The organism is Symmachiella macrocystis (genome assembly GCF_007860075.1).
Lineage (GTDB): Bacteria > Planctomycetota > Planctomycetia > Planctomycetales > Planctomycetaceae > Symmachiella > Symmachiella macrocystis.
Window position 1 is genome coordinate 4,257,732 of sequence record NZ_SJPP01000001.1, and the last position, 12,945, is coordinate 4,270,676.

The window sequence follows — 12,945 nt, forward strand, 5'->3', positions numbered from 1 at the left end:
GAATTCCACAAATGAATGCCCCTGAATCAAACGCGGAGCTTACACCGATGAAACGCTTTACGAAACCTGGATTGTCGATGTTGCTGGGCTTGTACTTCGCCCTGTTGGCTGGCGATGTCGTTGCCAAGGAACCCATCGATATCGGCTCGCGACGTGAACTGTTTGTCGACCGCCATCTGATCGGCGAATTGGAGGACGCCCAATTGGTCCTCAACCGCCCCCGCGACATGGGTAGCGCCGTGGAATTCGACGCCCCTTGGGAAGGCGCTTTTTGCGGCTACTGCACGATCATCAAAGATGGTGACACCTACCGTGCCTATTACCGTGGCTTGCCGCAAGCCCGCCGCGACGGGAGCAATTCCGAAGTCACCTGTGTCGCCGAATCGACCGACGGCATCGCCTGGACCAAACCCAAACTGGGCCTCTTCGAGGTCGAAGGCTCCAAAGACAACAACGTCATCTTGGCCGATCACGCACCTTTTTCGCACAACTTCTGCCCCATGCTCGACACGCGGCCCGACGTCCCCGCCGACCAGCGGTATAAAGCACTCGCCGGCACGCGCAAAACCGGACTGGTTCCGTTCGTTTCCGCCGACGGTCTCAGCTGGAAAAAGCTGCAAGACGAACCGGTCATCACCGCAGGGGCCTTCGATTCCCAAAACGTGCCAATGTGGTCCGAATCCGAAAACCAATACGTCTGCTACTTCCGCGTCTTCGTCGATGGTGTCCGCCGTATCTCCCGCACGACCTCCAAAGACTTCCTCACCTGGACCGAACCGGTCTTGATGGGCTATGACGGCGGACCAATCGAACATCTCTACACGAATCAAACCTCTCCGTACTTCCGTGCCCCGCACATCTACGTCGGCATCGCCGCCCGCTTCTTCCCCGGACGCCGCGTGCTCACACCCGAACAAGCCAAAGAAGTCGGTGTTGATCCCGGTTACTTCAATGACTGTAGCGACGGCGTGCTGATCACCACCCGTGGCGGCGACCAATACAGCCGCACCTTCCCCGAAGGTTTCGTCCGCCCCGGCATCGGCCTAGAGAACTGGGTCTCGCGGACCAACTACCCCGCGCTGAACGTGGTGCAAACCGGCGATGATACGATGTCGTTTTACGTCAACCAAAACTACGGCCAGCCGACTGCCCACATGCGTCGCTACGAAATCCGCCTCGACGGCTTCGCCTCGGTCCGCGCCCCGTACACCGGCGGCGAAATGATCACCAAGCCGCTGATCTTCTCCGGCAACCAACTGGACCTCAACTTCGCCACCTCCGCAGCCGGCGGCATCCGCGTCGAAATCCAAGACGCCGACGGAAAACCCATCCCCGGCTTCACGCTGAAGGAATCCCAAGAGCTAATCGGCAACGAAATCAGCCGCGCCGCCAGTTGGAAGGGAAACAAAGACGTCAGCAAACTCGCCGGCAAACCAGTGCGGTTAAGATTTGTGATGAAGGACGCGGATTTGTACGCGTTGCAGTTTGCGGGCGAGAAGTGATTTAGTCCACGGGTGGCCCCGAAAGATTCTTTCGGGGCGGCGCAGCCGCAGGAGTTTTGGCAGAGAATCACGCTGAAAACAAAGCTCCTCCAGCCGACTTCGTCGGCCCACAAAGAATCTTTGTGGGCCACCCTGTGACCGAACGTCTTTTCTGGTAGGAATGGAAAAACGAGTGGAATTCGATGTTTCCTACAACTTGACCTGCAAGCTCACACTCGATTCGGGCCGTGACATTATTTTGGAGCAGTTGTATCAGGAACGGACCTACCGTGGTCTGCTCGAAGGGACACCCAATCGGGTGGCGAACGATTGGGGAATCGAACATAACTTGAGTTTTGCCAGAAAGTTGGCGGGCAGCATCGGTGACCCCTATTTGATTGCACCGAATCGTCGTGATTATGTTCGTGTTCCTGGTGACATGGATCAGATCCGCGAGGATATCGAAAAACGGCTTGGGGATTGGGAAGAGGGACTGCAACAGCGGCTGCCGGAATGGATTCCGTTTGTCTGTTGCATCGGATGCTTCACGTCGGTGAAGCCGGCGCGTGATCCGAGCAAAGACTATTCCGCGCTGACCGTCGTTTGGTACCAAGACGATTTTGCGATGCCAATCGATCCCGCGATTCAGAACGAATTGCGTTCGTTGAATTGGAACAAACATGCGACGGACGGCGAGCATTAGTCCTGGTTTTCGTACGTCACGGGTGGCCCCGAAAGATTCTTTCGGGGCGGCGCTGCCGCAGGAGGACGTGCAGAGAAACACACATAAAACAATCCACCTCCTGCCGACTTCGTCGGCCCACAAAGAATCTTTGTGGGTCGCCCTGCGGGAAGTAAATTACCGCAACCGAGTGGCATGTCAAAGTTAAAAAGTGGAGTGCCACTGGCGGCTAGTCCGCCAGTGTTCGCGGACTACGGAAACGGCTACCCCAAGATCAAGATTTGACAGGGCACGGCATGGCTGTGTTTGAAATGTCGCGGTCCATTCATGAAGTTCTGTATGGCGAGGAATCTGGATTTCGGAAATCCATCATTCTCCACAGCCATTCACCTTCGCGGCAGTCCTGATTGAAGACAGCAATAAGTGCGGGCTCGGTCTGATCCGCTGCGTCATCGCAAGTGTCCGAAATCACAGCGATATTGAGCCAGTTCTTAAAACCGTGCGCTAGGCAAAGGCGATGAAGTGTATCCTCTTCGGCCTCGGAGTGGGTGGTTGGAACCGCGACGATACATTGAGTATCAGCCTCATACCGATCGACTGTCGGTAGATAGACGGCACACCAACGGGGAAATTCGTAAATGTGGGATAGCACAAAGCCAAGGTTGTGAAATGTAAGTGGCATAAGATTTGACCTGCGACGGCGTGAAACCAGATTTTTGCGCTAGTACCCGCTTCGTGAAGACTGCCCGAGGTGAACCAGACCACCGAGAATAAGCCTAATTGTACCAAGAAGCGGCGGGCCATGTCCGCTGTAGCGCGAGTTCACTCGTCCTCGAAAGTCAGGTGTAGCCGCTAAAATCCACCCACCGATTCCATGGCAGCTTTCAGACCTTCGAACTCGCTATCGGCGAGGTCAAATCGGATCTCAATCTCCTCGTCCAGTTCCAACTTTTTTGCCAGCTCTGGCGCGAACCGCAAGGTGATGCTATCGCGATGCACTACGTAGTCCACAAGGCCAATCCCGGAACGGAACGGCATGTTCCGAGAGCAATGCCCATACATATCGATCGTCAGCCCTTCGCGGCCGTACAAGTGATCCTCCCATTGGAAGCAGATCCAACCTTCGCCGTGATCGATTCCTACAGAGTCCGGCCAGCCGATGTCGATTGCTCTGAAGGTTTGCATCACGGTCTATCCAATGGAGACGGCTGCTGCGGCTAGTTAGCCCTCTCATCATCACACACGAAACGAACTCCGCCAGTCTCTGCATCGACGATTCGATCGATCTCGTCCGCCAAAAAGAAATCAATCTCGTGCGGGCAATTGGGCTCCGGGCTGATATTTGTCGTGATGTGGGCCACCGTCTCACCGACGTCGTAGCCCCAAGCGATGTTGTGCACAACGCGAATGGTTCCGTCACACAAGTGGACGTTGAAAGTGTCCCCCACTCGCATAGTCCGGAGAATGTCTAACGCTCTTGCGTAGGGCGGCATCACAGAGTCAGGCTAACTTATTAATAAAATGGACGGTGTCTCACCTGTCGGCTATAAGTTTGTAGCCTAACGTGCAGTTACTCGATTCTCGCAAGTCGTATCTTAACAATGATTTTCTCGTTTTTCACATGTCTTGCCACGGATGGCCCCGAAAGATTCTTTCGGGGCGGCGCAGCCGCAGGAGTTTTGGCAGAGAATCACGCTGAAAACAAAGCTCCTCCTGCCGACTTCGTCGGCCCACAAAGAATCTTTTTGGGCCACCCTGCGAATGGTGTTATTCTGGAATATTCTAGCAGAGCAAAACGCAATTTACTCCGGCAGGGGCGCCGCTATGACGGACAATCTAGACCTAACCGACTTGAAATGGGACGCAGAATGCGAGGAGTGGTGTTCGCAGATTACCATTCCGGAACTCGCCTCATGCGACGCATCCACTGAACAACGCATCCCAATATCAACGGACCTTTCGCAGGCATCTTTCCCGTTGTTGGTCCACAACCGCATGGGCAACGAGCAACCCACGGGTTGGCAGTGCGAAGCTCTTTCGTTTTTCAACGGGCATCGTGCGGAGATTGTTGGCAATTCCCTGCAAGCGATCCTGGAATGGTATGTTCCTTATGTTGATGAATACCGCCAAGTGTTCCAAGCATATTCCCCACCGGACGACAGCCTTGATGACTTGGACAAAGACTTCCCGGTAATTGACAACACCGACCAGTTGCGTGCATTGATTGCGCTGGATTGTGTGGTCGTCCACGAAGCGTCGCGCGGCGGAGTCTCCGACATCGGGCTCTGCTTCGATTGTTGCTGGGATGATGAACACGGACTGGGGGTGTTGGTAAATAAGCTAGACGTAGTTAAAATGGGAGGTGCGGATGTTGCCACGGAGGACCGGTATGAGACATTTCTCAATGGCACGGAATGGAAACTGGCCCCGGAGACGTCTGGTTAACCTATTATGAATGAGTTGAACACTGGAACTAGGTGAGTCGCAATAATGTCTCATATACCGTGCACGGGAGATCAGGATGCGGACGCTTTCATTCATACGATTCGGCGGCGACTTATTGCAATTGCCGATGAGCCTCCGTATCGCTACATCAATACTACACCCGAAGATCGTGCGGAGTACGAAGCTAAAAAACGATCGTTCACAGGTTACGCGCTCGAAGAAATCCTAGCGGTTGAGTCTCGCCTCGACATTCGATTTCCCGCAGTCTATCGTGCGTTTCTTCACATCATGGGCATCTCGAATGGAGATCTTTTCTGTGGATCGAATGTCGCATCACTCGAGAACTACGATCAATTGCAGGAATTTGCTCAGGATCTCATACACGAATGCCACGTCAATTGGCAATTGGATAAAAAGGCATTCGTTTTTCTAGGACATCAAGGTTATACATTCAATTACTTTATTGCAGACGGTCGTTTCGACAGCCCAGTTCACCAATATGTCGAGAATGACCAATCGGGGACGCAATGCTCTCCGGGTTTTGCTGAATTCATCGATGCCGAGGTTAGCTTGGCAGAACAAAACAACCAAAATATCCGTGACGCCGGTGGCTATTTTCTCACGATTGCAGATGGTTGCGTTTCGCAAGAACATCCGACTCGTAATTCAGGCATTCGCCCACTTGATCTCCCAGATCAAACCTCTGAAGCTAGCAAGAATGAAAAACACATTCGCAGTCTTAAGCCTTGGTGGCGTTTTGGTAAGCCCGTAGTAAAGGAATAAGCCTGCCCTATGCCTTGCCCTGTGTGGCAATTGAATGCAACCAGCGAGCCGCCGCTCGCCGGGTCGCGCGCAATCTGGCAACGCCTCGCAGGAGACTGCTTGAATGATGAAATCCACTTTCGAAAAGATCGAACTCGATTCCTCGCGTTTCTGGTGTCTGCACGTCGCTGACGAGGCCGAACGCCAAGCTCTCTCTGGGGAGATATTCCATCACTACAAGCTAGAAAGAGTAAGCTGTATTATCGCCCAACCAGCCAGCCTGGATTCCGTGCGTCGTCGTTTATTTCGCCAACCAACTGTCATCGAATGGCTCACTCAAAACGCCGACATCTCAGCAGATGATGCCGCTGCCATTATTGGTGGACTCCCCGTTCACGTATTGCCGCTGTTATCGTACAACGCAGGGAATCCGCGTGCATTCCTTGGTCTCGCCGCTGCAATTGCCAAAAAGCCAGATGTCATCGTCTATTCAACTTCCGGAATGGACCTGTGCGGTATTTTGTTGATGCACAACTATGCTCCGGCCCATTATCCCGATGGCTGCCTTATTCATGTTTCACCACAACTGATTGGTGACGGCCCGCATTGTGCGAATGACGCCCAATGTGTGACGATTCAATTCCGCGGACAAACCTCATGATACATAAGTGCAGTAGGTTGGGATGAAAGCTCCCGGGTGGCCCCGAAAGATTCTTTCGGGGCGGCGCAGCCGCAGGAGTTCTGGCAGAGAATCACGCTTAAAAAACAAAACACCTCCTGCCGACTTCGTCGGCCCACAAAGAATCTTTGTGGGCCACCCTGTATCTTGACTCACTTACTGTTGCGAATCACCGATGGGGATCTCTGCTTCGTATTCAATGTCGTAGGTCTTTAAAAAACCTTCCACGGCTTCGCGTGAGGAGGAGATTGTTTCGTAGGTGGGGATGACTTTTTCGTTGAGAATTTCCAGTCGCTCTACCATCAACGCAGGGTCGTGCTCATCTTCGCTGGTAATGGCCACCAGTCCGCGCGTTAGATTCTTCAGGATATTGTTTGACTGGATGTTTCCGTTCAGCGACCCGATGTATCCTCCTCCTGCAAACGCTAGCATGCAGAACCCGATCACAAGCAAAGTTTGGACGGTCACTCGAATTCCGCGGTTGCGGAAACCGAACTCGACGCCAAACCAAACGATTGCTGATAGTACTATCCAAAACTCTAAGTACATCGATTAACTCCTATCAGCCCCTCGTACGCGTTATCATGTGTCTTACGCCCGCCAGTCGGCCAGATTGCCCACGACTAACGCCGACGTCGCGGTGGCGGACGGCGGCCACGACCACTGGGTGGGCGGCGGCGTTCGAAGTCGCGGGAGGGGGTGCCGCTGAAGGCTCGAGGGATCACCGGCCACTCTTCGGTCAGAAAATAGGCATACGTCCCTTCGGGAAAATCAGGCGTGACACAAAAGCGGCCGTTGCACTCGTCCAGGTCTCCCGCGCCCTCGACGAATTCATAATCGGCGACAAATGTGCCGTCGTATTGACCGCCCGGTTCGCCGCGGCCGCTGGGGCGACGTCCTGATTTCAAACGATAACTTGAGGCGAGTGCTTTTACTTTGCTTTCGGGATTCTCAGCATCGGCGTAGCCATAAACGGCATAGATCGGATACCCGTCCGCTGCCCAACCGACCAACGGAGAATGGCTCTGCTTTTTGAGTCCAAGTATTTCAAGCAACTCCGTGGGCAGTCCGTGATAATGGTAAGCGCCTGTCGGTTGCACGTGGGCGTAGTTTCCATCGATTCCCAATCGAACCGCTCCCGACAGTGCTTCGTATTGCCAACCGCTTTGCCGATTCCCGAGAAAAAACTCTGCTGCTCCCGGATCAAACGGAATGCCGTTGACGGCAATACCAAAGTCCTGCAATCCCAGCGGCGTAATCCGTCGGGCTTGTTCAGGCTCGGCCGGAATGCGGAACAAGTATTTTTGTGCAGTGATGCGGTGCGGATTCCCGCGATTGGGGAAAGCCCCGGTCGAATGATTCGGGATGCCGTTGGCGCGAATCACGCGCACGTCACCGTCGACCTGGATCGACACGCTATTCTTTCCCGGCGGTTTTTGAGTGTCAGGAACGAGCTGCAGTTTCCCGGTCGACTGCGTCGTCGTGTGCCGCCGCGCCGGTGGCGGTCCCCCGGGAAATTGCGTCCAGGCAACGGTCGCCAGCGAGAGGACCGTGATCGCTGCCGCGAGCAGTTTGCGTAGTGGTTTCACTAGGAGTTCCTTCGACTGAGTACTCGAATCGGTTTGCCTTAGTGGCAACTCGCAGGTGAGCTTGGACAAGCCTCTGGCAAGCTACCTGTTGGATGTCCAGTTCTTGCGAAAATTCGGTCGGCCTTCAATATTCGCAATGAAATGAATATTGTTCAACCCCGTGATGTTCACATCCCAATGCAAGGCAATGTAGTAGATGACCGCCAACTGCCAAGCGGCATTCGGCTCGCCTCCGCTTATCGGAAATGCCCACATCGTGCGATCCGGATCATCAAACCAATCATGCATTTCGTCGCGGAGTTCTTGGGGAACGACCGAGGAGGAAAGGTCTAAATCAATTCCGAAATATGAAAGCCAGACGGGAAGCTGGTCCAACAGTTTCAATGTCTTTCGCTTTACTTTGGGAAGAACTAATAGATAACGCTCGTCGGTCAAGCAATCCGCATGCTCAGCAGTAAAAGCCACGGTGGGAGTGCGATAACGTTTCGCCAATCCTGCGTCGATGGCGAATGCAGGAGGCTGTATCGGCAAAAAATAATTAACATAATTCGACAGCTTTTCTCCGGCCTCGTTTCCTAAAACCATACCATGAGGATACATTAAATTGGCATCCAGACCGTCTGGTCTCGCGAATCCGTTCCGGCTGCGTTCGGGAATATCTCGCGGCTGCGCAAGGATACCCCCACCAAACTGACCCGGTTGAAAATGCCAGCCATCGGTTCTTCGCTCGGCCCATTCTCGCTTGATCGTGCTCATATCTTGGCACTCATAGATGAGTGACGGGAAGATATGATAGCTGTCATTGCCGACAAGTTGCATCTGATGTCTCCGCATTGGCTCGGAGAGTTTCTAAATCATGATTCGCGTCAGGCGGCGGTCTGATCTACACAGGATTGCATCTCAATCCACCTCCACCGGTGCCTCATCCAGCAAGGATCGCACAATGCGACCGCAAGCGGTCGGTTTGGGATTTTCGATGTGCATCCTGGAAAATCCGTGTTTAATCTGTGTTCCATCTGTGGCTAAGAAAATTGCCACTTACCGACTCGTTACGTTGCTTAATTCTCCTGAATCCGCACGTTACGAAAATCGATTTTCCAATCTTCCGCTTGGAAGCCAATTGGGCCTTCGGTGAGGGGGCCGGGTTGGCTTTCGGCGATTTTTACGCCGTTGAGAATCGACAACAGTGCGCCGTCTTGGGATTGGATTTCCAGGCTGTTCCATTGTCCGGCCGGTTTGCGGTGTTGGATGCGGGCTTCCTCGTCGTCGGTCGCTTCGACGGCGTCCGCGCCGCCGATGGCGACGATTTTTGCGAGTTGTACATATTTCCCCTGCACCTCAACGCAGGCCGGCCAGGGGGTGTTGTCGTTGTTGATGTACATCATATAGCCGGTATTCCCTTTGAACTTGTCGTCGTCCTTCAGGTTCTTGGGCCGCTCATAGCGAAAATCGAGCCGCAGCGTAAAGTTGCGGTAACTCTTCTTGGTGGCTAAGTACCCACGGGGGCGGCCGCCGCAGCGAATGGTGTGTCCTTCGATGGACCACGTTGCTGCCTCACCGACCGGGACGGTGAATTCGCTCATGTCTTCGTGATTGGCGAGGAATACGAAGCCCTCTTCCAATTCAAACGGCGGTTCCTCGACGACTGGCGCCGGGGTTTCTACTTCGGTCGTAGCGGGCGGGTCGATTGGTTTGTCGGCGGCGGAATTGCAGGCGGACAACAGCGGGCCGCAGAGCAGGAACAACATACGACAAACTGTCAGACGATGACGAGACATCACAACTTCCTTTATGGCGGGTTTGAGTTTGACCTCAATGTGAGACGAGAATTGCCTATTGCAGCCAAAGCGGCATTGTAATCGTCGGTTGCCGGGAACATAAGTCAGCTTCCTGTTTTGCGGGCGTGCGATGGGTTTGCTTGGGTGTTGCTGTTATGATGGCGGCGAGTGATTTACAGCCGTCCTACAGAAGAGCAACACCATGAACGAACCACGTCCAGCCGCTTCCGGGTTTTTCAGTATCTTTCGCGCCGTCGGACCGGCGATCATTGTTGCTTCAGTGGTTGTCGGACCGGGCAGCATTTTGACGAGTTCGCGTATCGGCGTCGAATTCGGCTACAGCATGATTTGGGTGTTGGCGATTGCGGTGTTGTTGATGATGGGTATGACAGCGCTCTCGGCTAGGCTGGGTGTCGTCTTGGATGAGACGTTGTGTGACGAATTGGCTCGCCGCGCGGGTCGTCCCGTGGCTGCGCTGGCGGGTATCTCGCTGTTTCTAATCGCCGCCTGTTTTCAGTTCGGCAACAACCTCGGCGTGCTGGCCGCCATTGAACCGTTTGTGCAAAACGCTGATGCGGCCGTTGCCGCCGATGCCGGTTTTTTCGCCAAATTGACCACCTGGCCAAATCTGTTGGTGATCGGCTTAAATGCGGTGATTATCTGCGTCCTGCTCGGTTTTCAAAATCTGTATAAACCGGTCGAGAAGATGATGATGTTCCTGGTCGGTTTAATGTTCGTCGGATTCGCTGCCAATCTCATCTTGGCCGCCCCGTCACCGGCGGACATCGCGCGGGGTTTGATTCCCAGTCTCCCCGAATCCAAAGAGGGCGTCGACATGATGACACGATTCGCGCCGCTGATCGGCCTGTTTGCGACGACGTTCTCCGTGGCTGGAGCGTTTTACCAATCGTATTTGGTTCGCAAAAAAGGTTGGACAACCGCCAATCTCCGTCAAGGAGCGATTGATTCCTCCGTCGGCATCGCCGTGTTGGGGACGATCACCTTGATGATCATGCTCACAGCCGCGTCGGTGCTGCATGGAAAAATGGCCGGCAGCGACCTCAAATCGGCGACCGATGTCGCTCTGCAATTGGAACCGCTGTTCGGGGAGCACGCGTTTTTGGCCAAAAGCCTGTTTTGCATGGGGCTGTTTAGCGCCGCATTCAGTTCGTTTATGGTCAATGCCATGATCGGCGGCTCGATGCTGTCCGACGGTTTGGGATTCGGCGGCGACATGGATGCCAAAGGTCCGAAGGTGGGCACGATCCTCGCACTGCTGACCGGCATGGTCGTTGCTGTAGCGATCAAGGCGTTTGACTTCAACACGGTCACTCTGATCATCTTCGCACAGGCGATGGTTGTGGTCGGCTTCCCCATTTTGGCCGGCGCCATGTTGTGGCTGGCAACACGCCCCGACTTAACGGGCCAGCGCGCCGTTCCAATGTGGTTAAAAGGGGTCGCAACGGTGGGACTATTGATCACCCTTGGGCTGGCGGTGCGCACGTCGCTGTCGGTCTACGAAAAAATCGCCGCTATGTAGCCTCAACGGTTCTTAGTGCGGGCGTTGTCAGCAGCGGCGTGATTACGACGCGGCCGTTAGTTGCCGGCCGTTGTCTTGGGGGCCGATGCCCAGGATCAATTCGGCGGCGGCGTGACTCCACTCCTCGGCGGTACCAAAGCGATTCGCCGAGTCTCCAAAACAAATCTGGAGCATATCGGTGTTGATGATTCCCGGGTTGAGCGGCACGGCTGCCATGCCTTCGGGGAGTTCCTGGGCTAGTGCTTGCGTGAGGCCTTCGATGGCCCATTTCGTCGCGCAATAGGGCGCGACATCCGGTCCGGTTGCGCGGCCCCAGCCGGAGCTCAAGTTCACGATGACGCCCGCTGTCCGTTCCACCATTGCTGGAACAAACTGGCGGATCACATTGGCGACGCCGTTGATATTGATGGCGGTGAGTCGGTCGAATTCCTCGGCGGACACCTCCCACAACGGAGCGCTTTCGTTCATGATCGCCGCATTGTTGATCAGGATGTCGGGCGGGCCGTATTTGTCGAGTACAGTTTCTGCCCAGGCACGGACGCTGTCGTCGCGACTGACATCGACGGTGGAGAAATGGTGCGGTGCACCGTAGAGTGATCGCAATTCGTTAATAGGACCTTGGGAGCGGCCGCAACCGATGACAGTCTGTCCACTTTCGACAAATCGATCGACCAGCGAACGGCCTAAGCCCTTGGTGACGCCGGTGAGCACAATGATTTTTCCCGCAGTCGTAGTCATGCCGTATCTCCAACCAATATCCGTACGAGTGATTTTATGAATCCTCGCCGGAAAGCTTATCGGAGCACGAAGCGGGGCTCAAGAGCAGCATAAACGATGCGCGTTCGCCGGATGCACGATGACAGTGCAGGACAACGCGCTTAGCTGTGGGTTTGCGGATCGAGACCGAATTTTGCCAAGCCTTGGCGGATAAAGCTTTTGACGTAGCGAGCAACGGCGGTGGTATTCAGCAAGCGCCGCCATTGTGTCGCCACCGCTTTGCGAAAATAGCTGCGCGATTCCGCGTAATATCCCGAGCGATAAAATGACCGGGCCATTGAGAGGTATTTTCGCGCGGCGAACAATTTGCGGTACCGCAAAGCCGGTTGCGGCATGTGCGCCGGATCGAACAATTCGTCGATCACTTGTTCGGCGGTCTCGCGGATGGCTTGGATATTTCGCCGCACACGCCCGTCATGCGCATTGACTTCCAGCAACGTCTCATTGATCGAGCGGCAGGGGAAATGTAACAACGTCGCAGCAAAGACGGGCAGGTCTTCGCCGTTGCGAATATGTTCGGGAAAACGGATGAAGTCAAAGACATCGCGCTTCACAGCAGCGGTGCCATTGCAAATGCCAAATTTGCGGTCCAGGAAGTCACGGAAGTTTTCCATCGGCTCCCCCATTTCAGGGTGCAGCTTACCCGAGACGCGTATGCCTTCCTCACAAACGGCAAAATGCTGGCCGAACACCATGCCGACTTCGGGATGCGCTTGTACCTCACGGCGTAAGTGCGCCAGTGCATGGGGCAACAGTTTATCGTCGGCGTCGAGGAAAATGAGATAGCGGCCGTGGGCTAGATCGATGCCTCGGTTGCGCGTGGCGGACTGGCCACGGTTCTCGTGGTGGAAATAGCTGACACGATCCTCATACCGGGCAACGACCTCGCGGGTGTTGTCCGTGGAGCCATCGTCCACAACCAGAACTTCGAAGTCATCGCCGCTTTGCTGCAGCGCCGATTCGATGGCCCGTCCGACAAAGCGACCGTAGTTGTATGCGGGAATGATCACCGAAAACAAAAACGTCTTCTGGGCAGCGGACTGTCTTGGAACCGCGCCCCGTTGCCGATTGACCCAAAGTTGACTGGGGCCTTTCAGCGGAGGGTGAACGTTCTTGTCGCCATGTGGCGCAACGGAAGCGTTGGACCGAACGTCATGTCGTGTGGCCTGTCCTGTCATCAGCGATCCGTAGCTCCGTCCCTGGATTGTGCGG

The 12,945-nt window shown here is 54.8% G+C and carries 14 protein-coding genes; 6 read left to right on the forward strand and 8 right to left on the reverse strand.

Going from position 1 to position 12,945, the window contains the following annotated elements:
* The first annotated feature begins 47 nt into the window (after positions 1–47).
* Together CA54_RS16635 and CA54_RS16640 are read left to right on the forward strand one after the other, a co-directional pair.
* Complete coding sequence (locus CA54_RS16635) at positions 48–1,502, forward strand: hypothetical protein (RefSeq protein WP_197532514.1); 1,455 nt, start codon at positions 48–50, stop codon at positions 1,500–1,502.
* A 172-nt stretch (positions 1,503–1,674) separates the two neighbouring features.
* Complete coding sequence (locus CA54_RS16640; protein ID WP_146371932.1) at positions 1,675–2,184, forward strand: hypothetical protein; 510 nt, start codon at positions 1,675–1,677, stop codon at positions 2,182–2,184.
* Positions 2,185–2,488: 304 nt separating this feature from the next.
* Here CA54_RS16640 and CA54_RS30310 read toward each other — a convergent pair whose 3' ends face one another.
* Together CA54_RS30310 and CA54_RS16645 are read right to left on the reverse strand one after the other, a co-directional pair.
* Entirely contained in the window at positions 2,489–2,845 is a 357-nt protein-coding gene (locus CA54_RS30310) for a DUF7716 domain-containing protein (RefSeq protein ID WP_449342981.1), read from the reverse strand.
* Between the two features lie 170 nt (positions 2,846–3,015).
* The gene (locus CA54_RS16645; protein ID WP_146371933.1) at positions 3,016–3,348 is read right to left on the reverse strand and encodes a hypothetical protein; all 333 of its coding nucleotides are present in this window, start codon (positions 3,346–3,348) and stop codon (positions 3,016–3,018) included.
* A gap of 639 nt (positions 3,349–3,987) precedes the next feature.
* Here CA54_RS16645 and CA54_RS16650 point away from each other — a divergent pair.
* From CA54_RS16650 to CA54_RS16660, 3 genes are all read left to right on the forward strand, one after another.
* Positions 3,988–4,608, forward strand: a complete 621-nt coding sequence (locus CA54_RS16650) for a DUF6985 domain-containing protein (RefSeq protein ID WP_146371934.1) — start codon at positions 3,988–3,990, stop codon at positions 4,606–4,608.
* A 45-nt stretch (positions 4,609–4,653) separates the two neighbouring features.
* Positions 4,654–5,391 (forward strand): SMI1/KNR4 family protein, encoded by a 738-nt coding sequence (locus CA54_RS16655; protein ID WP_146371935.1) that lies wholly within the window; start codon positions 4,654–4,656, stop codon positions 5,389–5,391.
* A 103-nt stretch (positions 5,392–5,494) separates the two neighbouring features.
* Complete coding sequence (locus tag CA54_RS16660) at positions 5,495–6,031, forward strand: hypothetical protein (protein WP_146371936.1); 537 nt, start codon at positions 5,495–5,497, stop codon at positions 6,029–6,031.
* A gap of 174 nt (positions 6,032–6,205) precedes the next feature.
* On the opposite strand, the gene CA54_RS16665 is transcribed toward CA54_RS16660, so the two are convergent.
* The 4 genes from CA54_RS16665 to CA54_RS16680 all read right to left on the reverse strand — a co-directional run bounded on the left by CA54_RS16665 (position 6,206) and on the right by CA54_RS16680 (position 9,416).
* A complete protein-coding gene (locus CA54_RS16665) occupies positions 6,206–6,517 on the reverse strand; it encodes a hypothetical protein (protein WP_146371937.1) in 312 nt (103 codons plus the stop codon).
* 155 nt (positions 6,518–6,672) lie between these two features.
* Positions 6,673–7,638: a YHYH protein gene (locus CA54_RS16670; protein WP_146371938.1), complete on the reverse strand. Its 966-nt coding sequence runs from the start codon at positions 7,636–7,638 to the stop codon at positions 6,673–6,675.
* 81 nt (positions 7,639–7,719) lie between these two features.
* Positions 7,720–8,457: a hypothetical protein gene (locus CA54_RS16675; RefSeq protein WP_146371939.1), complete on the reverse strand. Its 738-nt coding sequence runs from the start codon at positions 8,455–8,457 to the stop codon at positions 7,720–7,722.
* 239 nt (positions 8,458–8,696) lie between these two features.
* Positions 8,697–9,416 (reverse strand): 3-keto-disaccharide hydrolase, encoded by a 720-nt coding sequence (locus CA54_RS16680; RefSeq protein WP_146371940.1) that lies wholly within the window; start codon positions 9,414–9,416, stop codon positions 8,697–8,699.
* Positions 9,417–9,618: 202 nt separating this feature from the next.
* Here CA54_RS16680 and CA54_RS16685 point away from each other — a divergent pair, with 202 nt between their 5' ends.
* Complete coding sequence (locus tag CA54_RS16685; RefSeq protein ID WP_146371941.1) at positions 9,619–10,956, forward strand: Nramp family divalent metal transporter; 1,338 nt, start codon at positions 9,619–9,621, stop codon at positions 10,954–10,956.
* Between the two features lie 42 nt (positions 10,957–10,998).
* Here the strand turns inward: CA54_RS16685 and CA54_RS16690 are convergent, their stop codons facing one another.
* Complete coding sequence (locus CA54_RS16690; RefSeq protein WP_146371942.1) at positions 10,999–11,694, reverse strand: SDR family oxidoreductase; 696 nt, start codon at positions 11,692–11,694, stop codon at positions 10,999–11,001.
* Between the two features lie 140 nt (positions 11,695–11,834).
* The gene (locus CA54_RS16695; RefSeq protein WP_146371943.1) at positions 11,835–12,911 is read right to left on the reverse strand and encodes a glycosyltransferase family 2 protein; all 1,077 of its coding nucleotides are present in this window, start codon (positions 12,909–12,911) and stop codon (positions 11,835–11,837) included.
* Positions 12,912–12,945: the final 34 nt, after the last annotated feature.